This is a genomic window from Streptomyces sp. NPDC059582 (assembly GCF_042735715.1).
In the GTDB taxonomy this organism is placed as follows: domain Bacteria; phylum Actinomycetota; class Actinomycetes; order Streptomycetales; family Streptomycetaceae; genus Streptomyces.
This window is the reverse complement of record NZ_JBHWCC010000037.1, coordinates 72,164-96,605: the sequence shown is the minus strand read 5'-3', so window position 1 is coordinate 96,605 and position 24,442 is coordinate 72,164. Positions and strand designations below refer to the sequence as shown.

Annotated in this window: 17 protein-coding genes, 1 tRNA gene and 1 pseudogene; 10 read left to right on the top strand and 9 right to left on the bottom strand. The window is 71.7% G+C overall.

The genetic code is table 11. The features are described from left to right. Positions 1-130: 130 nt before the first annotated feature. Positions 131-364 carry a chaplin ChpH gene (gene chpH, locus ACFV0T_RS27985; protein ID WP_385784729.1) on the bottom strand — a complete coding sequence of 78 codons (234 nt, stop codon included), beginning with the start codon at positions 362-364 and terminating at the stop codon, positions 131-133. A gap of 155 nt (positions 365-519) precedes the next feature. Beyond that, on the bottom strand, positions 520-1,845 hold the full coding sequence (locus ACFV0T_RS27980; protein ID WP_385784726.1) for a M20/M25/M40 family metallo-hydrolase: 1,326 nt from the start codon (positions 1,843-1,845) through the stop codon (positions 520-522). Positions 1,846-2,045: 200 nt separating this feature from the next. On the opposite strand from ACFV0T_RS27980, the gene ACFV0T_RS27975 reads away from it, so the two are divergent. The 6 genes from ACFV0T_RS27975 to ACFV0T_RS27950 all read left to right on the top strand — a co-directional run bounded on the left by ACFV0T_RS27975 (position 2,046) and on the right by ACFV0T_RS27950 (position 10,205). Further along, positions 2,046-2,133 (top strand) — tRNA-Leu (locus ACFV0T_RS27975). A 381-nt stretch (positions 2,134-2,514) separates the two neighbouring features. Further along, positions 2,515-4,650: a glycogen debranching protein GlgX gene (gene glgX / locus ACFV0T_RS27970; RefSeq protein WP_385784723.1), complete on the top strand. Its 2,136-nt coding sequence runs from the start codon at positions 2,515-2,517 to the stop codon at positions 4,648-4,650. 4 nt (positions 4,651-4,654) lie between these two features. Next, on the top strand, positions 4,655-6,802 hold the full coding sequence (locus ACFV0T_RS27965; RefSeq protein ID WP_385784720.1) for an AGE family epimerase/isomerase: 2,148 nt from the start codon (positions 4,655-4,657) through the stop codon (positions 6,800-6,802). A gap of 5 nt (positions 6,803-6,807) precedes the next feature. Next, the gene (locus ACFV0T_RS27960) at positions 6,808-8,049 is read left to right on the top strand and encodes an IS701 family transposase (RefSeq protein ID WP_385784717.1); all 1,242 of its coding nucleotides are present in this window, start codon (positions 6,808-6,810) and stop codon (positions 8,047-8,049) included. A 114-nt stretch (positions 8,050-8,163) separates the two neighbouring features. Next, positions 8,164-9,045, top strand: a complete 882-nt coding sequence (locus ACFV0T_RS27955) for a TIGR03619 family F420-dependent LLM class oxidoreductase (protein WP_385784714.1) — start codon at positions 8,164-8,166, stop codon at positions 9,043-9,045. A gap of 377 nt (positions 9,046-9,422) precedes the next feature. Then, on the top strand, positions 9,423-10,205 hold the full coding sequence (locus ACFV0T_RS27950; RefSeq protein ID WP_385784711.1) for an SDR family oxidoreductase: 783 nt from the start codon (positions 9,423-9,425) through the stop codon (positions 10,203-10,205). Between the two features lie 192 nt (positions 10,206-10,397). Here the strand turns inward: ACFV0T_RS27950 and ACFV0T_RS27945 are convergent, their stop codons facing one another. Further along, a complete protein-coding gene (locus ACFV0T_RS27945; RefSeq protein ID WP_385784708.1) occupies positions 10,398-11,954 on the bottom strand; it encodes an ABC transporter family substrate-binding protein in 1,557 nt (518 codons plus the stop codon). 275 nt (positions 11,955-12,229) lie between these two features. On the opposite strand from ACFV0T_RS27945, the gene ACFV0T_RS27940 reads away from it, so the two are divergent. Genes ACFV0T_RS27940 through ACFV0T_RS27930 form a run of 3 tightly spaced genes read left to right on the top strand, consistent with a single transcriptional unit; the run spans position 12,230 to position 16,250 of the window. Continuing rightward, the gene (locus tag ACFV0T_RS27940) at positions 12,230-13,186 is read left to right on the top strand and encodes an ABC transporter permease (protein ID WP_385784705.1); all 957 of its coding nucleotides are present in this window, start codon (positions 12,230-12,232) and stop codon (positions 13,184-13,186) included. After that, complete coding sequence (locus tag ACFV0T_RS27935; RefSeq protein ID WP_385784702.1) at positions 13,183-14,034, top strand: ABC transporter permease; 852 nt, start codon at positions 13,183-13,185, stop codon at positions 14,032-14,034. The genes ACFV0T_RS27940 and ACFV0T_RS27935 overlap by 4 nt, the downstream gene beginning before the upstream one ends. Beyond that, positions 14,031-16,250: a dipeptide ABC transporter ATP-binding protein gene (locus tag ACFV0T_RS27930; protein WP_385784699.1), complete on the top strand. Its 2,220-nt coding sequence runs from the start codon at positions 14,031-14,033 to the stop codon at positions 16,248-16,250. The genes ACFV0T_RS27935 and ACFV0T_RS27930 overlap by 4 nt, the downstream gene beginning before the upstream one ends. 44 nt (positions 16,251-16,294) lie before the next feature. Here ACFV0T_RS27930 and ACFV0T_RS27925 read toward each other — a convergent pair whose 3' ends face one another. Next, complete coding sequence (locus ACFV0T_RS27925) at positions 16,295-16,438, bottom strand: hypothetical protein (RefSeq protein ID WP_385784696.1); 144 nt, start codon at positions 16,436-16,438, stop codon at positions 16,295-16,297. A gap of 264 nt (positions 16,439-16,702) precedes the next feature. On the opposite strand from ACFV0T_RS27925, the gene ACFV0T_RS27920 reads away from it, so the two are divergent. Further along, positions 16,703-18,058, top strand: a complete 1,356-nt coding sequence (locus ACFV0T_RS27920; protein WP_385784693.1) for a helix-turn-helix domain-containing protein — start codon at positions 16,703-16,705, stop codon at positions 18,056-18,058. A gap of 83 nt (positions 18,059-18,141) precedes the next feature. Here ACFV0T_RS27920 and ACFV0T_RS27915 read toward each other — a convergent pair whose 3' ends face one another. The 5 genes and pseudogenes from ACFV0T_RS27915 to ACFV0T_RS27895 all read right to left on the bottom strand — a co-directional run. Further along, positions 18,142-19,680 (bottom strand): hypothetical protein, encoded by a 1,539-nt coding sequence (locus ACFV0T_RS27915; protein WP_385784690.1) that lies wholly within the window; start codon positions 19,678-19,680, stop codon positions 18,142-18,144. Further along, complete coding sequence (locus ACFV0T_RS27910) at positions 19,677-20,273, bottom strand: DJ-1/PfpI family protein (protein ID WP_385784687.1); 597 nt, start codon at positions 20,271-20,273, stop codon at positions 19,677-19,679. The genes ACFV0T_RS27915 and ACFV0T_RS27910 overlap by 4 nt, the downstream gene beginning before the upstream one ends. A 2-nt stretch (positions 20,274-20,275) precedes the next feature. Beyond that, positions 20,276-21,955, bottom strand: a complete 1,680-nt coding sequence (locus ACFV0T_RS27905) for a thiamine pyrophosphate-binding protein (protein ID WP_385784684.1) — start codon at positions 21,953-21,955, stop codon at positions 20,276-20,278. A gap of 41 nt (positions 21,956-21,996) precedes the next feature. After that, positions 21,997-22,833, bottom strand: a complete 837-nt coding sequence (locus ACFV0T_RS27900; RefSeq protein WP_385784738.1) for a type 1 glutamine amidotransferase domain-containing protein — start codon at positions 22,831-22,833, stop codon at positions 21,997-21,999. 288 nt (positions 22,834-23,121) lie between these two features. Beyond that, positions 23,122-24,252, bottom strand: a pseudogene (locus ACFV0T_RS27895) (MFS transporter); the annotation flags it as partial. Positions 24,253-24,442 lie beyond the last annotated feature (190 nt).

Genomic DNA, 24,442 nt, shown 5'->3' with positions numbered 1-24,442 from the left:
GCCCTGGGGGGGTCACCTCTCGCTTGCGTAATGCGTGTCTTGGACCTTGGCCGGCAAAGCCGGGGGGGCCCCGGAGCGCATGGCGCGCGCTCCGGGGCCGACGGCATGGACGACCCTCAGAAGGGCAACGTCAGTCGTTGACGCAGGTGTTGCCGAAGGCGGGGTTCAGCAGCCCGATCACCGAGATCGTGTTGCCGCAGACGTTCACCGGGACGTGAACGGGCACCTGGATGACGTTGCCGGACGCGACGCCCGGGGAGTGCACGGCGGCACCCTGGGCACCGGAGTCGGCGACAGCCAGGCCCGCGCCCGCGAGAACCAGACCACCGGTGGCAGCCGCAGCAGCGACGACCTTCTTGATCATTATTCCTCCTTGTTGGCAAAGCGATCCAAAGCCGCGGATCGCATCACCAGTAACGAGGAGGTCTCGCCGAGGCTACGAGCTAATGAGACCATTCACTCTTCTCAGTGCTGACCGCACGCGCTGCCGATTCCGAAGTGTCGTTTCCCCGGGCGGATTCAGGACGCGTCGATGAAGCGGTCGAGCACGCGCACGCCGAACTGGAGGCCGTCCACGGGCACTCGCTCGTCGACGCCGTGGAACATGCCGGCGAAGTCCAGCTCCGGCGGCAGCTTCAGCGGAGCGAAGCCGAAGCCCCGGATGCCCAGGTCGTCGAAGGACTTGGCGTCCGTCCCGCCGGAGAGCATGTAGGGGATCGCCTTCGCGGCCGGGTCCTCGGCCAGCAGCGCGGACTGCATGGCGTCCACGAGCGCCCCGTCGAAGGTGGTCTCGACGGCCTTGTCCGTGTGCACGTCCTCACGCCGTACGTGCGGTCCGAGGATCCGGTCGAGGTCGGTCAGGAACTCCTCTTCGAAGCCGGGCAGGAAACGGCCGTCGACGTGCGCGGTCGCCTCGCCCGGGATCACGTTGACCTTGTAGCCGGCGTTCAGCTGGGTGGGGTTGGCGGTGTTGCTCAGGGTCGCGCCGATGAGCTTGGCGATGCCGCCGAGCCGGGCGAGGGTGCCCTCCATGTCCTCCGGGTCGAGCTCGGTGCCGAGCGCGTCGCCGAGCTCGTCGAGGAAGGCCCGGGTCGTCTTGGTGACCCGCACCGGGAAGCGGTGCCGGCCGAGCCGGGCTACGGCCTCGGAGAGCTCGGTGATCGCGTTGTCCCGGTGGATCATCGAGCCGTGCCCGGCCGTGCCGGCCACGGTCAGCTTCATCCAGTGCATGCCCTTCTCGGCCGTCTGGATGAGGTAGAGCCGGCGCTGCTCGCTGACGGTGAACGAGAAGCCGCCCACCTCGCTGATCGCCTCGGTGACGCCGTCGAAGAGGTCACGGTGGTGGTCGACCAGGTAGCGGGCGCCGTAGGTGCCGCCCGCCTCCTCGTCGGCGAGGAACGCGAGCACGATGTCGCGGGGCGGCCTGCGCCCGCTGCGCAGCCGGTCCCGCACGACCGCGAGCGTCATCGCGTCCATGTCCTTCATGTCGACCGCGCCGCGGCCCCACACGCACCCGTCCGCGACCTCGCCCGAGAACGGGTCGTGGGTCCAGTCGGCCGCGTTGGCCGGTACGACGTCGGTGTGGCCGTGGATCAGCAGCGCGGGCCGGGACGGGTCCTCGCCCTCGATCCGGGCCACGGTGGAGGCGCGCCCCGGGTGCGACTCGAAGATCCGCGGTTCGAGGCCCACCTCGGCGAGCTTCTCGGCGACGTACTCGGCCGCCTTGCGCTCACCCGGACCCGAGTGGTCGCCGTAGTTGCTGGTGTCGATCCGGATCAGCTCGCGGCAGAGGTCGACGACCTCGTCCTCGCCGGTGACGCCCTTGGCCGTGTCCGTCTGGCTCACGCTGGTTCCTCCCGCTGTCACTGCTGGTGGTTCCCCTCATCCTCCCCCTCCGCAGGCCGGGGCCCAAGACCGCTCCCGGTCCGTCACACCTCGTTCACGCGGGGCGGGCGGCCGCCCGGCGACCTGTGATCGGCCACCCCCGAAAGCCTGGTAATGTTTACGTCGTCGCCGCGGGGGAAGCCCCGCACGACAGACACCTTGTCCGGGTGGCGGAATGGCAGACGCGCTAGCTTGAGGTGCTAGTGCCCTTTATCGGGCGTGGGGGTTCAAGTCCCCCCTCGGACACCAGCCGAATCCCCCCGGCCGCTGAGCGGCCGGGGGGATTTCGCGGTTCCGCGGTTCCGCGTTTCCGCGTTTCCACGTTTTCCGCCCACGGAGTTCACGGACGGCCGAGTCCGTCGGGTGTGACGGAACCCTCTGAGCGTGCGGTCTGATTCCGCAAGATTCCTGCACGCCCGGATCACCCGGAGAAGTGCCAGGTCCCGCCCACCGCCCCACCCTCGCGCCCACTGCGCGCAACCTTCCGGTTTTACAAGTCGCTTGACTGAACCTTACAGGCCTTGTTGACTGGTTCGCGTGCGGCCCGCCACGTCACGGCCAGCGTCAGCCCTGTCCTGATCCAGGACTTGACTGTCGCTCGACAACTCAAGTGACAAGAGGTGAAGCTCTGTGAAGGTCCAGGGAAGCCTGACGCTGGAGCGCCGGCCGGAGGCCGTCTCGAGAGTGGGTCCGGGGCGTCCTCAGCCACTGGGCGCCACTGTCGACGCCGACGGGGTGAACTTCTCCGTCTTCTCCGAACACGCGACGCGGGTCGATCTGCTGCTCTTCGACCGCTGTGACGCCCCCCGGCCGGCGCGGGTGATCCGGCTCCATCCCGAGCAGCACCGCAGTTTCCACTTCTGGCACTGCCATGTGGCAGGCCTGGGCCCGGGGCAGGTGTACGCGTACCGCATCGACGGTCCCCGCAACACCCACCACTCCGGCGCCCGCTTCAACCACCGCAAGGTGCTGCTCGACCCGTACGCGCGAGCCAACATCAACAGCTGCTGGGACCGTTCCCACGCCATCGGCAGCGGCGACAACGTCGAACATTCGATGCGCAGCCTGGTCGTCGACCTCGACGACTACGACTGGGAGGGCGACCGCCCGCTGCGCACCCCGATGGCGGACACGGTCATCTACGAGGCCCATGTGAGCGGTCTGACCGCGTCACCCACCTCGCACACCGCCCATCCCGGCACCTTCTCCGCGGTCATGGAGAAGATCCCCGAACTCCAGCGGCTCGGCGTCACGGCCGTGGAACTGCTGCCGGTCTTCGACTTCGACGAGACGCAGACGCTGCGCATCGGCCCGGACGGCACACCGCTGCGCAACTACTGGGGGTACGACCCCTACGGCTTCTTCGCCCCGCACACCGGGTACTGCGCCGAGCCCCATCTCGCCGGGCACATCACGGAGTTCCGGGACATGGTCAAGGCGCTGCACCGGGCGGGCATCGAGGTCATCCTCGACGTGGTCTTCAACCACACCAGCGAGGGCAACGAGTACGGCCCGACGATCAGCTTCCGCGGTGCGGCCAACGAGGCGTACTACCACCTGTGGCCGCAGGACCGCAGCCGCTACATGGATTTCACGGGCTGCGGCAACGCTGTCAACGCCAACCACCCGATGGTCACCAAGTTCATCCTGGAGTGCCTGGAGTACTGGGTCACCGAGCACCACGTCGACGGCTTCCGCTTCGACCTGGCCTCCGAGATGTCCCGGGGTCCCATGGGCTACGAGATGGCGGTACCGCCCGCGCTGTGGGCGATCGAGCTGTCCCAGGTGCTGGCCGAGACGAAGATCATCGCGGAGCCCTGGGACGGTGGCGGGCTGTACCAGGTCGGCAGGTTCCCGGGGAAGCGCTGGGCACAGTGGAACGGGCCGTTCCGGGACGATGTACGGCGCTTCGTGCGCGGGGACGCCGGGCTGGTCGGGGAGATCGCCTCCCGGCTGGGCGGTTCCGCGGACCTGTTCTTCCCGCAGCAGGTGCTGCCCACCAACAGCATCAACTTCGTGACCTGTCACGACGGGTTCACGCTGAACGACCTGGTGTCGTACAACCACAAGCACAACCACGCCAACGGTGAGTCGAACGCCGACGGTGCGCACGAGAACTTCAGCTGGAACTGCGGGGTCGAGGGTCCCACCGACTCCGAGGAGGTCGAGCGGCTGCGGGTGCGGCAGATCAAGAACCTGCTGTCCGTGCTGATGCTCAGCCGGGGCGTGCCGATGCTGCTGGCCGGGGACGAGTTCCGCAACAGCCAGCAGGGCAACAACAACGCCTACTGCCAGGACAACGAGACCTCCTGGCTGGACTGGGACCAGGCCGAGAAGGAGACAGAGATACGTTCCTTCACGGAACGGGTCATCGGCCTGCGCAAACGCTTCAAGACCTTCCGCACCCCGCGCTTCTTCACCGAGCGCCACAACGAGCGGGACGTGGCCGACGTCACCTGGCACGGCACCCAGCTGTTCTGCCCGGGCTGGGACGACGCCGACGCCCGGGTGCTGGCCGCGACGCTGGGCGGCTTCCAGGGGGACCCGGACCTTCATCTGATCCTGAACATGTACCACCTGGGCCTCGACTTCGAGCTGCCGATCATCGACGGCCACACCTGGCACCGGGTGCTGGACACAGCCTGCACCGGGCCGCGCGACCTGCTGGCGCCCGGGCAGGAGGAGCCGATCGAGGCGGACGTCTTCCACGCCCACGGCCGCAGCGTCGTGCTGCTGGTGGCCTTACCCGACGAGAAGGACACCTGACGAGATGAGTCCCACCGCCGACCACCGCATCCTCTCCGACACCCTCGCCGGCTACGTCACGTACTTCAGCCCCACCGAGCACCGCTTCGGGCTGCGCACCACCGACGGCCGCGAGTTCACCGTGCATCTGGCCCGCAACGTCGTCTCGCGCGTCGTCCGCAACCTCGGCGACCCCTACCGTGACACCACGGGGGACACCCAGGACATGCTGGGCGCCGGTCGCTACCTGTTCGCGTACGGGATCTTCTACGAGTGGGAGGGCGGCTCGCGCTTCGAGGCGAAGGAGATCACCTTCCCCGAGGAGAGCCGGGGGCACTACGTCTTCGAGCACCCCCAGTGGTGGGTGCAGCAGGCCGCCGCCATCGCCGACTTCTACCTGCGCGGCCAGTTCCCCGACGGCACCTACGACTGGCACGACTACCGCACGCATCTCACCCTGGACGGCGCCCATCTGCCCGAACACGCCGCGCAGAACGTCCGCCAGGAGACCGACACCATCTCCCGGCTGGTCTACGGACTGGCCACGGCGTACCTGCTGACCGGCGAGGACCGGTTCCTGGACGCGGCCGAGAGCGGCACCGAGTACCTGCGGCAGTACATGCGCGTCGACGACAAGCAGGACGGGATCGTCTACTGGTACCACGGGATGGACATCACCCCGACCGGCCGGCGCAAGGTGTTCGCCTCCGAGTTCGGCGACGACTACGACGCGATCCCGATGTACGAGCAGATCTACGCGCTGGCCGGCCCGACCCAGACGTACCGGGTGACCGGGGACCCGCGGATCCTGGCGGACATCGACCGCACGGTCGCGCTGTTCCAGCGGTACTTCCGCGACGAGGAGCGCGGGGGCTTCTTCTCGCACATCGACCCCATCAACCTCAGCCCCTGCGACGACGCGCTCGGCCGCAACCGCTCGCGCAAGAACTGGAACTCCGTGGGCGACCACGCCCCGGCGTATCTCATCAACGCCTATCTGGCCACCGGGCGCCAGGACTTCGCCGAGCTGCTCCGGGAGACCGCGGACACCATCGTGGCGCACTTCCCCGACGACGCGCAGAGCCCGTTCGTCCAGGAGCGCTTCCACGAGGACTGGAGCGCGGACCGTACCTGGGGCTGGCAGCAGGACCGGGCGGTGGTCGGGCACAACCTGAAGATCGCCTGGAACCTGACCAGGATCAGGGCGCTGCACGACAGCCCGGAGTACGCCGAGACCGCCCGCAAGATCGGCGAGGTCATGCCGCCGGTCGGCAGCGACCAGCAGCGCGGCGGCTGGTACGACGTGGTCGAGCGGCGCCCCGACCCGGACAGCGGTATCCACCGTGTGGTGTGGCACGACCGCAAGGCCTGGTGGCAGCAGGAACAGGCGATCCTCGCCTACCTGATCCTGGCCGGCACCACCGGCGACCCCGAGTCGCTGCGCCTGGCGCGGGAGGCCGCCGCGTTCTACAACGCCTTCTTCCTCGACCATCAGGACGGCGGCGTCTACTTCAACGTGCTGGCCAGCGGGATCCCGTACCTGGTGGGCACCGAGCGGCTCAAGGGCTCGCACTCGATGTCCGGCTACCACGCGTTGGAGCTGTGCTACCTGTCGGCGGCCTACACCGGCCTGCTGGTCAGCCACGAACCGCTCACCCTGCACTTCCGGCCGCGGCCGGGCGACCTGCCGGACCGGGTGCTGCGGGTGGCGCCCGACCTGCTGCCGGCCGACTCGGTGGAGCTGACCCGGGTGTGGGTCGACGGCACTCCGTACCACCAGTTCGACGCCAAGGAACTGACGGTGAAGCTCCCGGACGGCGACGGACCGCTGCGGGTGCGGGTCGAGCTGGAGCCGGTGCAGATGCGGCTGCGGGTGCGCAGCGAGTTCGACGGCGGCACCGCGCACGTCCGCCTGGGCGGCGCCCTCGACGCGATCGAGCTGGACAAGTTCCGCCGCGTCCTGGCCGAGGTGATGGCCGCCGGGCCACGCCGGGTGGAGTTCCACCTGAGCGAGGTCACCGAGATGTGCCGGCCCGCGGTCAACGAGCTGCTCGTGCAGCGGACCAAGGCGGGCCTGGACGTCGACTTCGTCATCGTCGGCTCGCTGCCCGCCGGGGTCCGCGAGGCTCTGGAGGCCACGGACGCCTTCCTGCTCGAGGCCGGAGAGGACTGAGACCCGTGACCACGACCCTCCCCCCCATGCCCTTCACGGTCGAGGTGCCGAACACCCCGCCGTACGGGACGGCGGACTTCTCCGCCTACTGTCAGGACCTCTTCGGCACGCTGCCCCGCTCCGACCAGCGCCGGTGGGGCGAGGTCTACGTCCGGGGGCTGCTCGACGTCCCCGGCCGCAAGACACCGGCCCGGATCTCCGAACAGGTTCTGGGACGCCGGGCCGTGCAGCAGATCCAGCAGTTCGTCAACCAGAGCCCGTGGCCGTGCGGGCCGGTGCGCGAGCGGCTCGCCGGGCAGATCACCCGGGCGTTCCCGGCCGAGGCCTGGTGCGTCGACGAGGTCGTCTTCGCCAAGAACGGCGACCGGTCGGTCGGCGTGGCCCGGCAGTACGCGCCGTCGCTGGAGCGCACGGTCAACTGTCAGCTTGCGCTCGCCACTTCACTGGTGGGCCGGCACGGCGGGGTCCCGGTCAGCTGGCGGCTGCTGCTGCCGCAGCGCTGGGACCGGGACGAGCAACTGCGTACGCAGGCCCATGTGCCGACGGACGAGCGCAGCAAGCCGCGCTGGCGCTACATCCTCGAAGCGGTCGACGAGATGCTCGAGGAGTGGGCGCTGGAGCCGCTGCCCGTGCTGGTCGACTGGCGCGGTGAGGGAGACGTGGCGCCGCTGCTGCGCGGGCTGGAGGCGCGCGGGCTGGCCTATCTGGTGGAGGCCGCGCCCACCGTCGCGGTCACCCTGCCCCGGCCGTGCGCCGGGTCGCCGCACCACAGCGGCACGCTCCTCGAACTCGCCGGGCACGCCGCGCAGCACCGCAAGCGGGTGCCGATCGCCTGGCAGGACCGGGCCACGTCCCGGATGCGGCAGTCCCAGGTGCTGGCCATGCCGGCCCTGCTCCAGACGGAGGCGCCCGGCGGGGGCCCCGGCGGGCGGGCCATGGGCACACAGCCGCCCCAGCGGCCCCGGCACCTGGTCACGGACTGGCCCTACGGCCGGCCCGCGCCGCGTGCCTACTGGCTGACGAACCTGCCCGCACGCAGACTCGCGGACGTGCTTCCGCTCGCCCAGCTGCGGGCGGTGTCCGGGGCGAGCCTGGCCCGGCTGCAACAGGACTTCGGGCTGGCCGACTTCGAGGGACGGTCCTTCCGGGGCTGGCACCACCACGTCACCCTGGCCTCGGTCGCGCTCGGCTTCGACGCACTGCGGTGGCCGAGCGCCGGTCCGGGTGATCAGTCCGGCACCGGGTGACGGCACCCCGCCGCCCTTGCCCCGCATCCGTCCCGCAGCTGTTCCGCATCCCCATCGCTTCTCCTCGGCTCTCTTCCGCACATCCCTGTTCCGATCAAGTGGAGGCCTCCCCTCATGCAGTTGGGCATTTCCCTGGAGCCCCCGTTCCCGACGGACGACGGCAGCCTGGGTCTGCGGACCGCGCTGGCCGCGGAACGTCTCGGATTCGACTACGCGCTGGTGTCCGGCCATGTGCTGGCCAACGCCAACGGCTCGGCGGCCGACCCGCTGATCCTGCTGTCGGCCGTCGCCGGGGCCACCCAGCGGATCCGCCTGGCCACGAGTGTGCTGGTGGCCCCGTACTACGACCCGGTGGTGCTGGCCAACCAGGCCGCCACGCTGGACATCGCGTCCGGGCAGCGCTTCACGCTGGCCGTCGGCACCGGCTGGAACCCGCAGGAGTTCGGCGCGGTCGGCGTGCCGGTGGGCCAGCGCGGTTCACGCACCGACGAACACCTGCGTGTGATCAAGGAGTTGTGGAGCGGGGCGCCGGTCGACTTCGACGGCCGGTACACCACGCTCCGCCAGGCCGCGCTCGGGGTCACGCCCCGGACTCCCGGCGGACCGCCGCTGTGGGTGGGCGGGCACAGTGACGCGGCGCTGCGCCGTGCACTGCTGCTGGCGGACGGCTGGCACGGCAGCGGTGTCGACGCGGCCGGCGTCCTCGACGTGCGCCGGCGGCTGACCGCGCTCGGCGAGGAACTCGGCCGGGACGCCGCGGCGCTGGACCTGACCACGGTGTGCTTCCTCGTCCCGCCGGGCTTCCGGCAGACCCGGGACCTGCCGGGGCGGCCGCTCGGGGGCCCCGCGCCGACCGCCGACAGCATCCTGGAGGAGCTGACCGGGCTGGAGGCGGCCGGGATCTCCCTGTGCTCGCTGTGGATGCCCGTGGAGGCGCGGGCCACCGAGGAGGCGCTCGAGTGGATCGCCGAGGAGGTACTGCGCAAGATCCGCTGACAGCACTCAGGGGGCGGGACTCGCGGCGGCGGGACCCGCCCCCCCCTGTCGCCGTCCATCACCGTCCCTCGCCTTCTGCCGTCTTCCTTCGTCTTCTCCAATCTTCCCCCGGCTTCCCCCGGCTTCTCCCCGCCTTCGTCGGCTCCTCCGTCTTCCCTCGCCTTCTCCCGTCCCTCTCCCGCCTTCGGCCGCCTTCTCCCGCCTTCTCCCGTACGGGACTTAACGACCTGCCCACGGCGGTGTCGTCGGCCCTGGTGATCCCGTCATCGGCCGACGTAGCTTTTTCGGACCGGCCGGAATTCCCGTTCCACTTCTTCCTTTCCGGACTCGCCCGAATTTCTCGCCCTCGCGCGAGCCGCGATTCACAGGAGGCTCACATGAACCAGTCCCATACGGCCGCGGGCAAGGTGCTGGAGGGCCGTACGGCGATCGTGACCGGCGGGTCGCGGGGCATCGGCCGGGCCGTCGTGCGGCGGCTGGCCGCCGACGGGGCCGCGGTCGTGTTCGGCTACGCCTCGAACAAGGAGGCCGCCGCCGAGACGGAGGCGGAGGTCGCGGCGGACGGCGGCACCGCCTGGGGAGTCCAGGTCGAGCTGACGGAACTGCCGCAGATCGAGAGGCTGTTCGTCACCGCCGACGACCACTTCCGTTCCGTCGGCGCCGAGGGCCTGGACATCCTGGTCAACGGCGCCGGCGTGGCGTCGATGACACCGATCGGCGGCACCCCGGAGGCGGAGTACGACCGGGTGATGGCCATCAACGCCAAGGGCCCCTTCTTCGCGATGCAGTACGCCGCGCAGCGGCTGCGCGAGGGCGGCCGGATCATCAACCTGTCGTCCGTGACCACGCGGTGGCCCAGGGTTCCGGAGGCGGCGTACATCGCCAGCAAGTCGGCGGTCGAGGCGTTCACCCGGGTGGGGGCGCGCGAGCTCGCGGCGCGTGGCATCACGGTCAACACCGTGTCGCCCGGTCCGAGCGACACCGAGATGCTGCACGGCGCCACCACCGAGGAGATCCGCCAGGAGGTCATCGGTCAGACCCCGCTGGGGCGGCTCGGCCGGCCCGCCGAGGTCGCCGCCGTGGTGGCGTTCCTCGCCGGACCCGACGGAGTGTGGGTGACCGGTCAGAACATCCGCGCCGACGGCGGACTCGTCTACTGAGCCTGCCGTCCGCGCCCGGGTCAGGTCCTAGTGCCGCAGCAGGCAACGTTCGCCCCGTCGCGACGCCCGGCACGCACTCCCGCCGCACCGGACGAAAGCCCGAGTACGCCCAGTACGAGGACTTCCGGCCGGCACGCCGGGAGCACGCACCGGACGCCGCTCCTTCACGGGCGAACGTTGCCTGCCACGGCACTAGCGTTCCCAGCCGACGGCGGTGTAGTCGATGTCACCGAGGCCGGGGACGCCGTAGTTGGCGAGGCCCGCGCGGACGGCGAGGACCTGCGGGCGCTGGTAGAGCAGGATGTCGTGGGCCAGCTCCCAGATCCCGGCGTCGGCCTGGTTGTACAGCTGCCGCCGTCGTCCCGCGTCGAGGGTGTGGACCGCCTCGTTCAGCAGGGCGCTCACGGCGGGGCTGGAGATCCGCCCGTAGTTCTCGTAGTCGAGGCCGCCCTCCGGCTGCCGGTAGACCGGGTACAGGGAGCTGGGATAGGTCTGGCCGGTGAACCGGAAGATGGCGAGGTCGAAGTTCCCGGGGTTGAGGTACTTCGACAGATAGTCGTCGGCGGGGACCTTCTGGATCTCCACCGCGATCCCGGCCCGCCCGAGCATCTGCTGGATCAGCTGCGAGAGATCGAGACCCAGGCGGTTGGTGGCCTGGCTGAGGACGAACCGCAGCTTCAGCTCCTGGCCGCCCTTGCTGCGGGTGCCGCCGCCGTCGCCGCGGCGCCATCCGCTGCGGTCGAGGAGGCGCTCAGCCGCCTCCAGGTCGTACGTGCCGAGCTCGCCGGAGTTGTCGCGGTATCCCGGCTGGTTGGCCATGAAGAAGTGGTTGCCAAGGAGCGGGACTCCGACGGGCAGCCCCTCGCCCGCCACCTCCGCCAGCGCCCGCCGGTCGACGGCCCGCAGCAGGGCCTGGCGCACCCCGACGTCCGCGAGGGGGCCGGAGGCGCCGTTGAGGGCGACCTGGACGTCGTCCCAGGCGGAGCCGGTACGGATGTCGGTGTCGTCGGCGCCCGCGAGCCGGTCGTACAGGTCGGCGGCCGCCGCGTTGACGGCGTCGATCTCCCCGTTGAGGTAGGCCTGTACGGCGGTCGTGGGGTCGAGGGTGCGGAAGACGACCTGGTCGAGGAGCGGACGGGTGCCCCACCAGTGCGGGTCGGGCACGGCGGTGAGGGTCTTGTCGGTCTCGTCCAGCGATCCAACCTTGAAGGGGCCCGCGGTGACCGGCACCCGGCCGCGCCAGCCGTCGTTGAACTGCTCCGGGGTGCCGAAGGCGGCCGCCGGGTAGAGCGGGGTGAACAGCCGTTGCCAGTCGGCGAAGGGCCGTTCGAAGGTGACCTCGACCTCGTGCGCGTCGGCGCCCTCGGTCACCGAGGCGATGTCCTCGTACCCGCTGGGGTCGGAGACCTCGTAGCGCTGGTCGCCGCGGCCGAGGGCGCGCCACTGGGCGGCGAAGTCCCGCCAGCCGAGCGGGTGTCCGTCGGACCAGGTGGCGTCGGGGTTGAGCCGGTAGGTGACCGTCTGCGGGGAGGCGGCGGTGACGGCGGCGGAGCGGAGGTAGGCGGGCACCGGGTGGGGGGTGCCTTGCGCGTCGCGGCTGAACATGCGCGGCTCCAGCAGGTTCACGACGGTCAGGGCGTCGTCGAGGCTGCCGTCGAGGTGGTAGTAGTTGAACTGCGTGAGCCACTGGCCGACGGGCAGGGTGAGGGTGCCGCCCTCGCGGAGTTCGTCCCGGGGACGGGCGTTCACATCGGCGTGGTCGTACGCGGGAACGGCGGCGTGGGAATCCCGTTCGTCGGGGGTGTTTCCCCCGTGTGACGAAGTGCATCCGCCCAACAGTCCGGCAAGGGCGACCCACACCGACAAGGGCCATAACAGCCCATGGCACGCGGGCGACTTCGTCGTTGCCATCGCTCTCCACCTCCCCCGTGGAACGGTCCCGGAGCTTAACATTGGCCCATGTCAAGACGATGAAGTCGGGGAGCGGGGAGCGCTGATTGTTGGCCTTATTGTCAAAACGTCTGGTGAACTGCCTCCTGCTATTTCTGGCGTCAACTTTTCTTTGCTATTGGCTTTCCTCGGCCGCGCTGGATCCGCGGTCCTACTACGAGCAGCGAACGCCCCGGCCGGCCGCGGCCGTCGTCGACCGACGGCTCGCCGAACTCGGGCTGAGCGAACGGTCCCCGGTCACCGAGCGGTTCGCACACTGGTCCTGGCGGGCCCTGCACGGGGACCTCGGCCGTACGCTCGACGGGGCGTCCGTGGACACGGAGTTCGGTCGCCGGGTCGGGGTGACGGTACGGCTGCTGGTGGCCGGCACGGTGGTGGGTGCCGTGCTGGGGGTGCTGGCCGGGGTGTGGGCGGCGGTGCGACGCGGGCGGCTGCCCGACCGGGCGCTGACGCTGTTCTCGTTCGCGGTGCTGTCGGTGCCGCCGTTCGTGCTCGGGCTGCTGCTCCAGGCCGGTGCGGTCTCCGTCAACGACTCGGCGGGACACACGGTGATCCGCTACACGGGCGAGCGGACGCCCGGTCTCCAGGGCGGCTTCCTGGACCGGCTCCGCGACTCGGGGGCCCATCTCGTCCTGCCCACGATCTCCGTCGCCCTCGGCGCCGTCGCCGCGTACAGCCGCTACCAGCGGGGGGCGACCCTGGACGTGCTGTCGTCCGACCATCTGCGCACCGCGCAGGCCAAGGGACTCACGCCGGGCCGGGCACTGCTGCGGCACGGGCTGCGGACCTCGCTGATCCCGCTGACGGCGTTCTTCTCCTTCGGGTTCCTGACGCTGTTCACCGGTGCCGTGTTCACGGAGAAGATCTACGGCTGGCACGGCATGGGCAGTTGGTTCGTGGACGCGGTGCAGAAGGGGGATGTGAACGCGGTGGTGGCCATCGAGGTGTTCGGCGCCGCCCTCGTGCTGCTGGCGGGCCTGGCCGCCGACGTGCTGCACGCCGCGCTCGACCCCAGGGTCCGGTTCGCGTGAGACGCGGGCCGCTGCGCTCCCCCTCGGCCGTGGCGGGGGCGCTGCTGCTGCTCGGGCTGTTCGTGCTCGCCTTCGCGGGTCCGCAGCTGTCCGGACGGTCGTACGCCGACGTCGACTACACGGCGCTGCGCAGTCCGCCGGGGGCGCGGCACTGGTTCGGCACCAACCGGATCGGCCAGGACGTGTTCGCCCAGTGTGTGCGGGGCTTGCAGAAGTCGCTGCTCATCGGGCTGCTGGTGGCGGTGGCCGCGACGGGGCTCGGAACGGCGGTCGGGGTGTGCGCGGGATATCTGGGCGGCTGGGTGGACCGGGCACTGATGTTCCTGGTGGACCTGATGCTGGTCGTGCCGGCCTTCCTCGTCCTGGTGATCGCGGCGCCACGGCTGCGGACCCTGGGCTGGCTCGCGTACGCGGGACTGCTGGCCGCCTTCGGCTGGATGGTCACCGCGCGGGCGGTACGGGCCATGACCCGCTCCCTGAGGGAACGTCAGTTCGTGCTGGTGGCGGGGTACATGGGGGTCGGGCCGGTGACGGTGATGCGGCGGCACATCCTGCCGCACCTGACGTCCTTCCTCGTGACGGACGCCACGGTCGCGGTGGCCGGCGCCGTCATCAGCGAGACGGGGCTGTCGTACTTCGGTTTCGGGGTGCAGCCGCCCGACGTCTCGCTCGGCACGCTGATCGCCGACGCCTCGGAGGTCCCGACCACGTATCCGTGGATGTTCTTCTTCCCGGCCGGGCTGCTGGTCCTGCTCGTGCTGGCCTGCCACCTCATCGGCGAGGCCCTGCGTGACGCACTGGCCCCGGCCGACCCGGCGGCGGCCCTCGCCCCCGGCCCGGCGGCATGACGACGGCACCCGGGGCGCCCCGGGGCACCGCCCGGCCGGGCGAGGCGTACGCGGGCGAGGTGCTGTTGGACGTGCGCGGGCTGCGGGTCGGCCGGCCCGGCTCGCGCCGCTCGCCCGCGCTGCCGCTGGTGCACGGGGTCGATCTGCGGCTGAGCCGGGGAGAGGTCCTGGGGCTGGTGGGCGAGTCCGGGGCGGGCAAGAGCCTCACCGCGCTCGCGCTGCTCGGGCTGTGCCCGCCGGGGCTGGCGATGACCGGGTCGGTACGGCTGCTCGGCCGGGAGGTGACGGGGCTGGCCGTGGGCGAGCTGGCCCGGCTGCGCGGTCGGCACATCGCCATGGTGTTCCAGGACGCGCTGGCCGCCTTCACCCCGGTACGGCGGATCGGGGACCAGCTCGGCGAGGCGCTGCGCATACACCAACGACCCCGGCCGGGACGGGGGTCGGCGCGTCGCGCGGCGGTCGAGCTGCTGGACGCGGTGGGGGTGCCGGAGCCGCGCCGGACGGCGGACGCCTATCCGCACCAGCTGTCCGGCGGGATGCGGCAACGGGCGATGATCGCCATGGCGATGGCGAACCGGCCCGACGTGATCGTGGCCGACGAACCCACCAGCGCCCTGGACGTCACCGTGCAGGCACAGGTGCTCCAGGCGCTGGTGACCGCCCGGCGAGAGACGGGAGCGGCGCTGCTGCTGGTCAGCCATGACCTGGGGGTGGTGGCCGGTACGGCGGACCGGGTGGCCGTGATGTACGGCGGGCGGATCGTGGAGAGCGCCCGCACCGAGGAGCTCTTCGCCCGGCCCCGGATGCCGTACACGAAGGGGCTGATCGGGTCCGTGCCCCGGCTCGACCGGGACGAGCCGCCCACGCCCATGCCGGGTGCGCCGCCCACGGCGGGTGTCCCGGAGCCGGGCTGTGCCTTCGCGCCGCGCTGCCCGCTCGCCGTCGCCGGGTGCTATGAGCGGCGGCCCGAACTCAGTGGCGCGGACGGTCACTTGGCAGCCTGCCATCGGGTGGAGGAGGCCGCGGCGCACAGCGCGGGCGCGCTGTTCCCGGCGTCGCTGGTGGGGCGCTCGGTGCCGGGGCGGCCGACGGCGGGGTGCTCGACGGTACGGCCGTCAGCGGCACCGCCGTCGGCGAGCGCGACGGCCGGGACAGGCGCCGCGAACGGGACGGCCGGGGCGAGCGGGACAGCCGCCGGGGCCCGGGCGGCCGGGGCGCAGCCGGTGCTGAGGATCGCTGGTCTCGCCCGGTCCTTTCCCGCGCCCCGCCGCCGTGGCGCCCAGGTGCGGGCGGTGGCGGGGGTCGACCTGGAGGTGCGCCGGGGGGAGACCCTGGGGCTGGTGGGCGAGTCGGGCTGCGGGAAGTCCACCACGCTCCTGGAGGTGATCTCCCTGCGGTCACCGCAGCGCGGCACGATCGAGGTCCTGGGGCAGGACACCGCGACGCTCTCCCGTGCCTCGGCACGGCGACTGCGGGGCGCGGTGCAGATCGTCCTGCAGGATCCGATGTCGAGTCTGGATCCGCGGATGACGGTGGGCGACATCGTCGCCGAGCCCCTGCTGGTGCAGCGGGCGCCGGCCGAGCGCGTGACCACGCGGGTCGCGGAGGTGCTGCGTCTGGTGGGACTGGGCGCGGGCGACGCCGTCGCGTATCCGCACCGGTTCTCCGGTGGGCAACGTCAACGGATCGCCATCGCCCGCGCCTTGGCCGTCGAACCACAGCTGCTGCTGCTGGACGAACCGGTGTCCGCACTGGACGTGTCCGTACGGGCCGGGATCCTCGATCTGCTGCGCAGACTGAAGGAGGACCCGGGCCCTGCGTGTCTCTTCGTCTCGCACGACCTGGCCGTGGTCGGGCAGCTGGCCGACCGGGTCGCGGTCATGCATGCCGGTCGCGTCATCGAGACCGGCACGGTCCGTGCGGTGTTCGAGCGGCCCGGCCATCCGTACACCCGGGCGCTGCTCGACGCGGTTCCGGTACCGGATCCCGCGGTGGCGCGAGCGCGTTCGTCCGTGGTGCTGCGTGGCGACGTGCCCGCGGCCGGCCACGGCGCGGCAGGGTGCGGGTTCAGGCCACGTTGCCCGGTGTTCGAGTCGCTCGAGCCGGGACAGCGGTGGCGGTGCGAACGGGAATTCCCCGAGACGGTGGAGACAACTGCGGGGAAAGGCCGTTCAGTTGCCTGTCATTTTCCGCTCACGGGACGTGGGACGCCGTAGGGCGGTTCCCGTGCGCGGCCGGCCAGGACCGGTCGGCGGAGCGCTCAGCAGCAGGCTCCCGGACCGTTCTCCTTGGCCTGCTTGACCGTCGCGGCCGCGGGGTCACCTGCTGCGATGTAGACGCCGCCGCCGATCAGACCCAGCGCGAACAGGAACGCGACGAGAAATGCGACCGATTTCGAATTCACTCCGTTTCCCCATTCCTTGAAAGGGTTTCTTTACAGTGATAGTCAAGCGATGATTACCGTGGAAGTCAAGGCCTAATTCGTAAAACTGCGGATAACAGAACCGGAGTTTCCATTTCCTGATAGGGGTCGAACGCCCGGGTAAGCGGAACACCAGATTTCCGGCCGTGACCGGCCCTGGTGCGGCCGAACCCATTGGCGTGACCCAGTCATGCTGGTATTGTGATCTATGACATCTCAAGTCATGTGCTCACCCTGGGAAGCCAAATGGATCACGTGGAAGGCATCTCTCCGGTCCAGGTGGGCAGGCGCATCCGGGACCTACGGGTCAAACTCGGCCTGAAGCAGCAGGATCTGGCTTCCACGGATATCTCCGCGAGCTACATCTCGCTCATCGAATCAGGCAAAAGGGCTCCCTCGGATGCTGTACTGACCACTCTCGCCAGCAAACTGCGCTGTTCCCCGGACCATCTCCGCACCGGTCGCGACGACCATGCTCTGGAAGACGCCCGGCTGAAGCTCTCTTTCGCCGAAATGGCGCTGCGCAACGGTGACAACGGCGAGGCGCTCCAGGCCTTCGGGGAACTCCTCGCGAAGCCCGCCCTCCTCGACGCGTCGATGCTGCTGCGGGCCCGCATCGGCCAGGCGACCGCGCTGGAGAAGCTCGACCGCATCGAGGCCGCGATCCCCGTGCTGGAGGAACTCAGCAAGGATCCGGCTCTGGCGGCCGGCTCCGACGAATGGTGCCGGGTCTCGGTCGCCCTGAGCCGCTGCTACCGCAACATGGGCGACGTCACCCTCAGCATCGAGATCGGCGAACGGGCGCTGACCCGGCTGGACGCCCTCGGTCTCGACGTGACCGTGGACCACATCCAGGTCGGCTCGACCCTGATCGGGTCGTACGTCATGCGCGGCGACCTGACCCGGGCCCACCTGCTCGCCCAGAAACTGCTCCCCGTCGCCGAGGACAAGGGCGGACGGGCCGGCCGGGGCTCCGTGTACTGGAACGCCGGGCTGGTCGCCCTGTCCCGGCGGCAGCTCCCCGAGGCCCTCGCCCTGACCGAACGGGCGCTGGCGATGATGGCCGACGACGACAACCTGCGCCACGTGGCCATGCTCCGGACGAACGTGGCCTGGCTGGAACTCCAGTCCGACCACCCCGACCCGGCGCGCGCCCGGCACCTCCTGGAGGACGCCGGACAGACCCTCGCCGAGCTCGGCACGGCCGTCGAACAGGCCCGCTGCGAACTCATTCTGGTCGACGCCAGCACCCAGCTCGGCCAATGGGACGAAGCCGTCTCCCATGCCCGGCGCGCCCTCGGACTGCTCAGCTCGGGCCCACGGGTCGAGGCCGTCGGAGCACGGGTCAGACTGGCCGAGATCCATCTGCTGCGGGAGGAGACGTACGAGGGCCTGCAGGCCCTGCACGCGGCGACCCGCCAGCTGCGGCACTTCGCACCCTCGTACGAGACCGCCCAGGAATGGCGGCGCATCGGCGACGTGTGGAAGCGTCAGAGCCGCGCACAGGAGGCTCTGGAAGCCTACGACCAGGCCCTTCAGGCCTCGGGCATGCCGATGACCTACGACCCCGCCCAGTCGCTGGCCCAGCAGGGGCACGGCTGATCCGGAGCACGGCCGGGCCGTCCGTCCGGCCCGCCGTGCTCCACCGCGGGTCCGTATGAGCACCGCTCCCCCGTTGGTCCTCATCAGCGCACCGCACTCGCGAACCGCTGCCCGGCAAGCGGCGGACCGGGCGGCCCTTGCGTCCTGACTCTCGCCCGGTGCAGGGCCTCACGGACCGACAGATCCGCCTCGAACGCGTCCAGCTGGGCGGTGCGGGAGGACGGGTCCTCGCCTCCGGCGCTCGTGTAACCGGCGCAGAACGCACGCCGGTTGCCGAGCGACCAGGCCGCCGCGCGATGCCGGCGGCCGGTGTGCCGGGCGATGTCCGCGGGTTCGCCGCGCGCCCCGGACACGCGAGCTGCACCGGACGCGTCAGGGTCGCCGAGTTCACGCAGGACGGTGTGCGCCGCCTGGTCGAACGAACGCAGGATGCCCGCGACATCGCGCAACGCGGGCTGTGCCAGGGCGCGTTCGGCGACGGGGGCGGCCGGGTCGCCGTCGAAGCCGACGACCCGCCAGCCGCCCTCGGCGTACAGGGTCCGGCCCAGGTGCAGGCCTCCGTGCGTGCGCTGCACGGCGACCGGACCGCCCCGGCCGCCCTGTCGGCCGTACTCGTCGAACACGGCGGCCAACCGCGAGCGGCTGCGGGCAAGTTGCGGGACCTCCGCGACCGCCTCGGCGAGCCGGCGCCGCATCCGGAACACGTCCTCGGCCACCTCCACCGGGCTCATCCGGCGGCGCGGGAAGGCGCGGCCGAGTGCGAGATGCACCTCCGCCACGGCCTGGCCGAGCGCGTGGGCGTACGGGGTGAAGCCGCCCGTGCCGCCGGATGAGTCCGCGAGATGGTGGTGCGCGTACCGGAGCGCGCTGTGCCGGCCGTCCTCGGCGCCGGGCACGAACTCCTCGATCAGACCCAGGGGCAGCCGGCCGCGACCCGGGACATCGGTGTACAGGGTGCCGTACAGGCGTGGGGTGCGCGGGCAGTCCTGGCCGGCCAAGGCGCGCAGCACGTCGGACTCCGGGTCGGGGCCGTGCGACGGGCTGCGGTGCAGCCGCAGCAGCAGCCGGTCGCCGTACACCACCGCCGTGTTGTCCGGTCCGCCGCTCAGCGGACGCGGGACCAGGCCGACCGGGAGCGGGTACAGGGTGGCCGGTTCCAGGTGCAGGCCGGGAACCCGGCGGGCCGCCAGCGCGCGCAGCAGGACGCCCATCAGCGCCGGGTCCGCGACGGCGTCGTACACCCGCCGTCCGGCCCAGGGACCGTGGTCCACCGTGCCGAGGGCCGCGGCCCGCAGGCGCGCGGGCAGTTCGCGGCCCACACCGAGGAGGAGCTGGTGGCGGACGCCGCGGCCGCGTTCGGCGACCACGGCGACGACGAGGTCCGCGGTGCCCTCGTGGACCACCGTCACCGCGTACGGGCGCAGCCCGGCCGCGCCCGGTCCGCGGTATCCGCGAACCGTCGCGAGCCGGGCGGCGACGGCCGGCAGCAGCGGGCCGAGCACCGCGTCGGCGGGGGGAGGATCCGCCTCGGCGCGGCGCCCGGCCCTCCCCGCCCACGAGCGCGCCGGGGCGGGGACTCCCCCGCCCACAGCGGCCGGTCCGTGCTGTGTCAGCGCACTCATGACAGCGGCACCGTGGTGGGCCTGGCCCGGACGGCCAGTTGCTCGATGATCGTGCGGGCGAACAGGTGGCAGTGCTCTCCGGTGCGGGCGGTCACCAGGTCGTCGTCGACGACCACGTCCTCGTCGACGTAGACCCCGCCCATGTTGCGCAGGTCGCCCAGCAGGTTGTTGTGCACCACCGCGCGGCGGCCCCGGACCAGGGCCGGCACCGGTGCCGCGAGCCACATGCCGTGGCAGATCACGCCCTTGACGATGGCGGGGTCCGCGAACGCCCGGCGCAGGAACTGCGAGGCGGGCGGCAGCCGCCCGGGATCCTCGGTGTAGCGCAGCCGGTCGGCGACGATGCCCGAGGGGACGATGACGGCGCTGAACTCCTTCAGCGCGAACTCGTCGACGTCCTCGAAGGACTCGGTGACCGTGAACGGCATCCGGTGCTCGTGACCCCGGAAGGTCATCTCCTTCTCGCCCCACAGCCGGGACAGGAAGTGCACCTCCGCTCCCTCCTCGGGGAAGCGGTGCCGGTAGTAGAGGATCTCGGGTTCGTAGAAGTCGCTCTCCATCAGTACGGCGATCTTGTGCCCCGACAAGCGCACGGCTATTGCCCCTTCCCCCGTCCGGTCACCAGGTCGATCAGGAACGGGCCGTGGTTCGACAGCGCGTCGGAGACGGCGGCCGCCACCTGGCCCGGCTTCTCCACGCGCACCGCGGGCACGCCCAGGGACCTCGACAGAGCCACGAAGTCGATGGCGGGCCGCGAGAGATCGAAGATCTCCGGCTGTTCGTGCGCGGGGATGTCCTGTTCCTGCCAGTACTGCGTGATGTTGTCCTCCAGCAGCTTGTAGCTGCTGTTGTTGCAGATGACGAACTTCGCCCCGATGCCGTGCCGGGCCGCCGTCCACAGTGCCTGGAACGTGTACATGCTGCCGCCGTCGCCGGTGAAGCCGACCACCGTGCGGTCGGGGTTCGCCAGCTGGGCGCCTAGCGCGCCGGGGACGCCGACGCCGAGCGAGCCGCCGCGGGTCTGGTGCCAGCGGCCGGGCACGGCCGCCGGGAGCGGCCCGAAAAGGGCCGGGTTCGCCGTCAGCGACTCGTCGAACAGGACCGCGTCGGCGGGCAGCCGGGCGGCCAGTTCCTCGGCGAACGCGACGTGCGGCAGGTCAAGGGCTGCCGCACGCTCCTTCACCTGCTGGGCCGCGACCGCGCGGGTCAGGGTCCGTTCGGCCGCGCCCCGGCGCAGTCGTTCCTGCGCCGCGTCGCGCTGCGCGTCGCTCATCCGCGCGCCGAGGGCGTCGGCGAGCAGCGCCAGGGAGCGTTTCGGGTCGGCCACCAGGCCCACGTCGACGGGGAAGTTCTTGGCGATGGCGTCGGTGTCCAGATCGATGTGGACCACCGGCACACCCCGGCCGAACACGCCGTCCAGGGCCGGGAAGACCTCCGGCAGCGCGTAGGTGCCGCACAGCAGTACGGCGTCGGCGGCGCCGGTGACGCGGCGACTGCTCTCGCCGAACATGTGACCGAGCTGGCCGGCGTAGGCGGGATGATCGGCGGACAGGTTGACCTCGGCCCAGTCCGCCCCCCACACCTCCGCGCCCCACACCTCGGCCAGCCGGGCCAGCTCCTCGTGCGCCCCCGAGAAGTGGATGCCGTCGCCCGCGACGACGATCGGGCGCTCCGCCCCGGCCAGCAGCCCGGCGGCGCGGGACAGCGCCCCCGGGTCCGGAGCGGAGGCGGTGTCGGGGTACGACACCGGCACCGCCTCCTCGCCGGTGTGCCGGTCCAGCACATCGGCCGGCAGGACCACGAGGACCGGACCGTAGGGCGGGGTGCCTGCCACCTTGAAGGCGCGGCGCAGCACCCGCAGCGTCGAGTCCGGGTCCACCACGCGGGCGGCCCACTTGGTCACGGGTCCGGCCATGCCGACCAGGTCGGCGGCCATCTGCGCGCCCATGGCCTCGTAGCGCAGTCCGGCCTCGCCGACCACGACCACGAGCGGCGCGTGGCCGCGCATGGCCTGGTACAGCATGCCGATGCCGTTGCCGAGGCCCACACCGGAGTGCAGCTGGACGAGGGCCGGGCGGCGGGTGGCGCGTGCGTAGCCGTCCGCCATGCCGACGGCCACGGACTCGTGCAGGGTCAGCACGTACTCGATTCCGGGGAAGTGGCGCAGTTCGTCCAGGAAGCCCTGCTCGACCGTGCCGGGGTTGCCGAACATGTAGGGCACCCCGTCGGCGACCAGTTGCTCCAGGAAGGCTGCCCGCGCCGGCCTGCTGTCCATGGTCTCTCCGTCTCTCGTGGGAGCTGGGTGGTCGGCGGCGGCTACGACGCCTTGAAGCCCCACTGGCGCAGCCCGTGGTCGAGCACCTCTACGGTCTTCTGGCCGGTGAGGTAGGAGTCGGGGGTCGAGCGTCCGGTGATGAACGGGTAGTCGACGATCACCGAGGTCACATGGCCGAAGTTGCCGTGGTAGGCGCCGCCTGGGGCGGTGGCGTCGCGCAGGATGTACTCCAACGGGTACGGCGGCGGGCCCATGTTGAAGTCGGTACCGACGAACCCGGTGCCGTCCAGGTAGTCGTACTCGATGCAGTGCCCGGTGACGTGCTTGCCGCGGATGATGCTCTGCCGGTCGCCCGGGTCGCGGGCGAAGGCCAGGCAGGTCACGCCGTAGCACTCGGCGGCGATCGGCAGGTCCAGGGCGTGGAAGGCCAGGATCAGCTGGTGCACCCGGCCGTTGTTGGCGAGGTCGACGATCGGGCCGCTGCCGCCCACGATGAGCAGCGCGTCGTACCGGTCGGCGATCTGCTCGCGGACCTTCCCCAGGCGGCTGTTGTACGCCTCCCAGTCACGCAGGAAGTACGGCTTCGAGCGGTACGGCAGCTCGGGCAGCCAGGAGGACAGGTCGAGGGGGTTGTCGAGGCGGTCGGAGGCCTCGACGGCCTTGACCTTGGCCGCCATCTCGGGCGTCGTCACGGAACGTCCGAGGGGCGGGTCGATGAAGTCGGGGTCGTAGCTCGGGGGCAGCGCGACGGGGCGCTTGCCGGTCGGGGTGGCGAACGTGATGTGGTAGCCCGCCTTGTCGAAGGTTTCCAGGGGGCCGATGAGTTCCTCGCCCCAGTAGCCGTACTCGGACAGCACGACGAGGATGCGCCTGCTCATGGGGGTTCCTCTCGTTCGGCGGTCAATTCGTACACGCGAACTGCCGAACTCATGTCTAGTTTTCGGGGTTTGGCCGCTACCAGGCGGGACCCTGGACGACACCGCACATCCCGAAGTGGCAGGCGGCACTACGGCAAATCGGCGCACGACGAGGCCTGTTGTCCAGCGCCGGGCCGACGCGGCCACCGAGCAGGTCATCAGGGCGCACACCGCGGCGGCGGCGAGGAAGACCACGGAGACCCGGCCGGCCTCCAGCTGCGGGGCGGCCAGGGCCACGGCCAGGCCGCCGGCCAGCACTCCCGCCGTGGCGAACAGCGAGGCCGCGGTGGCCCGTCGGTCGGCCGGCAGCAGCCGGGGCAGCCAGGTCTGGAGGGTGGTGTGCAGGAGGGTCCAGGACAGGCCCAGCAGCACGGCGCAACCGGTGAGCGCCGCCGGCGTCTGCCGTGCGGCGCCCGTGAGGGCGGCGACGACGCCGAGCAGCCCGCCGGCCGCCAGCAGCACGGCCGGGGAGTCGCGGGTGGCGCGGCGGCGCAGCAGCACGCTGCCGCCCAGGACGCTCGCCCCGTAGGCGACGGCGACCGCCGTGCCGCCGCTCTCCCCCCGTGCGGCGAGGGCCGGGGCCAGCAGGGCCGGCAGGGCGAGCAGCACGGCGCCCTCCGCGGTACCGCACGCGAACACGAGGCAGAGGCGGCGCAGTTGGCCGGAGCCGCGCCGGGCGGTGGCCCTGGGCGTGGGTGCGGCCCGGGGTACGGGGGGTGGTTCGGGAAGCGCGCCGGAGCACAGCCCGACCACGGCGGCGAGGACGGCGAGGGTGGCGAACACCAGGCGCCAGGAGGCGAGTCGGCCGACGGCGTCGGCGTAGAGCGGGGCCACGACGGCGCTCGCCGCGGACACGGCGAGGATGTCGGCGAACCGCCGCTGTCTGGCCCTCGCGGTCCCGCCGGCCTCGTGACAGTACAGCGCCACGGCCGGGGTCACCGCGGCGAACGCCGCGCCCGTGAGGGCGCGCAGCACCAGCCATGCGGTGCCGGCCGCGCACAGCGCGCTCGCCGCGGAGGCCAGGGCGGCCAGCGCCAGGCCCGAGCGCAGGGTGCGGCCCGGTCCGTGCCGGTCGGCGACCCGCCCCCACAGCGGCAGCGCCAGGCCGTGCCCGAGGGAGTACGCGCCGACGGCCGCCGTCACCAGGTCGATCCCGGTGCCGAGGGCGGTCGCCAGCGTCATCAGCAGGGGCGCGGTGACATGCCAGTCCGCGTTGCCGACGGCGGCCGCCCAGCGCAGGGTCGCCGGACATCGGTCGGCGTCGTCCGCGTCGCCGTCCCGTCTTCCGGTGGCTCCGTACCGGCCGTCTCGCGGTGTCGGGGGTCCGGGGCGCGGGATTCCCTCGGGCCGGCGGGCGTCCGGGGGTGGGGTGCGGGGCATGGGCGGGGTGTCCCTCTTCGGTGGATACGAGTGGTTGCCTACGACGGCACACCGCCGCCCGGCGGAGCACGGGGCCGGGCCGGGCCCGGGCGACGTGGGGCCCGGGCGGGCCCGGCCGGGCGGTACGGGCGCGGTACCGGGGCTAGCGGCGGAGCCGGCCGGTGTCCGTCCCGCGGGGGCGAGGGCACCA

What these genes read in the sequence shown, in the direction of transcription:
- ACFV0T_RS27930 (WP_385784699.1), top strand. Translation starts at nt 14,031, where the DNA reads ATGACGACGGCACCCGGGGCGCCCCGGGGCACCGCCCGGCCGGGCGAG.
- ACFV0T_RS27905 (WP_385784684.1), bottom strand. Translation starts at nt 21,955, where the DNA reads ATGGACAGCAGGCCGGCGCGGGCAGCCTTCCTGGAGCAACTGGTCGCC.
- ACFV0T_RS27915 (WP_385784690.1), bottom strand. Translation starts at nt 19,680, where the DNA reads ATGAGTGCGCTGACACAGCACGGACCGGCCGCTGTGGGCGGGGGAGTC.
- ACFV0T_RS27965 (WP_385784720.1), top strand. Translation starts at nt 4,655, where the DNA reads ATGAGTCCCACCGCCGACCACCGCATCCTCTCCGACACCCTCGCCGGC.
- ACFV0T_RS27955 (WP_385784714.1), top strand. Translation starts at nt 8,164, where the DNA reads ATGCAGTTGGGCATTTCCCTGGAGCCCCCGTTCCCGACGGACGACGGC.
- ACFV0T_RS27920 (WP_385784693.1), top strand. Translation starts at nt 16,703, where the DNA reads ATGGATCACGTGGAAGGCATCTCTCCGGTCCAGGTGGGCAGGCGCATC.
- ACFV0T_RS27950 (WP_385784711.1), top strand. Translation starts at nt 9,423, where the DNA reads ATGAACCAGTCCCATACGGCCGCGGGCAAGGTGCTGGAGGGCCGTACG.
- ACFV0T_RS27900 (WP_385784738.1), bottom strand. Translation starts at nt 22,833, where the DNA reads ATGAGCAGGCGCATCCTCGTCGTGCTGTCCGAGTACGGCTACTGGGGC.
- chpH (WP_385784729.1), bottom strand. Translation starts at nt 364, where the DNA reads ATGATCAAGAAGGTCGTCGCTGCTGCGGCTGCCACCGGTGGTCTGGTT.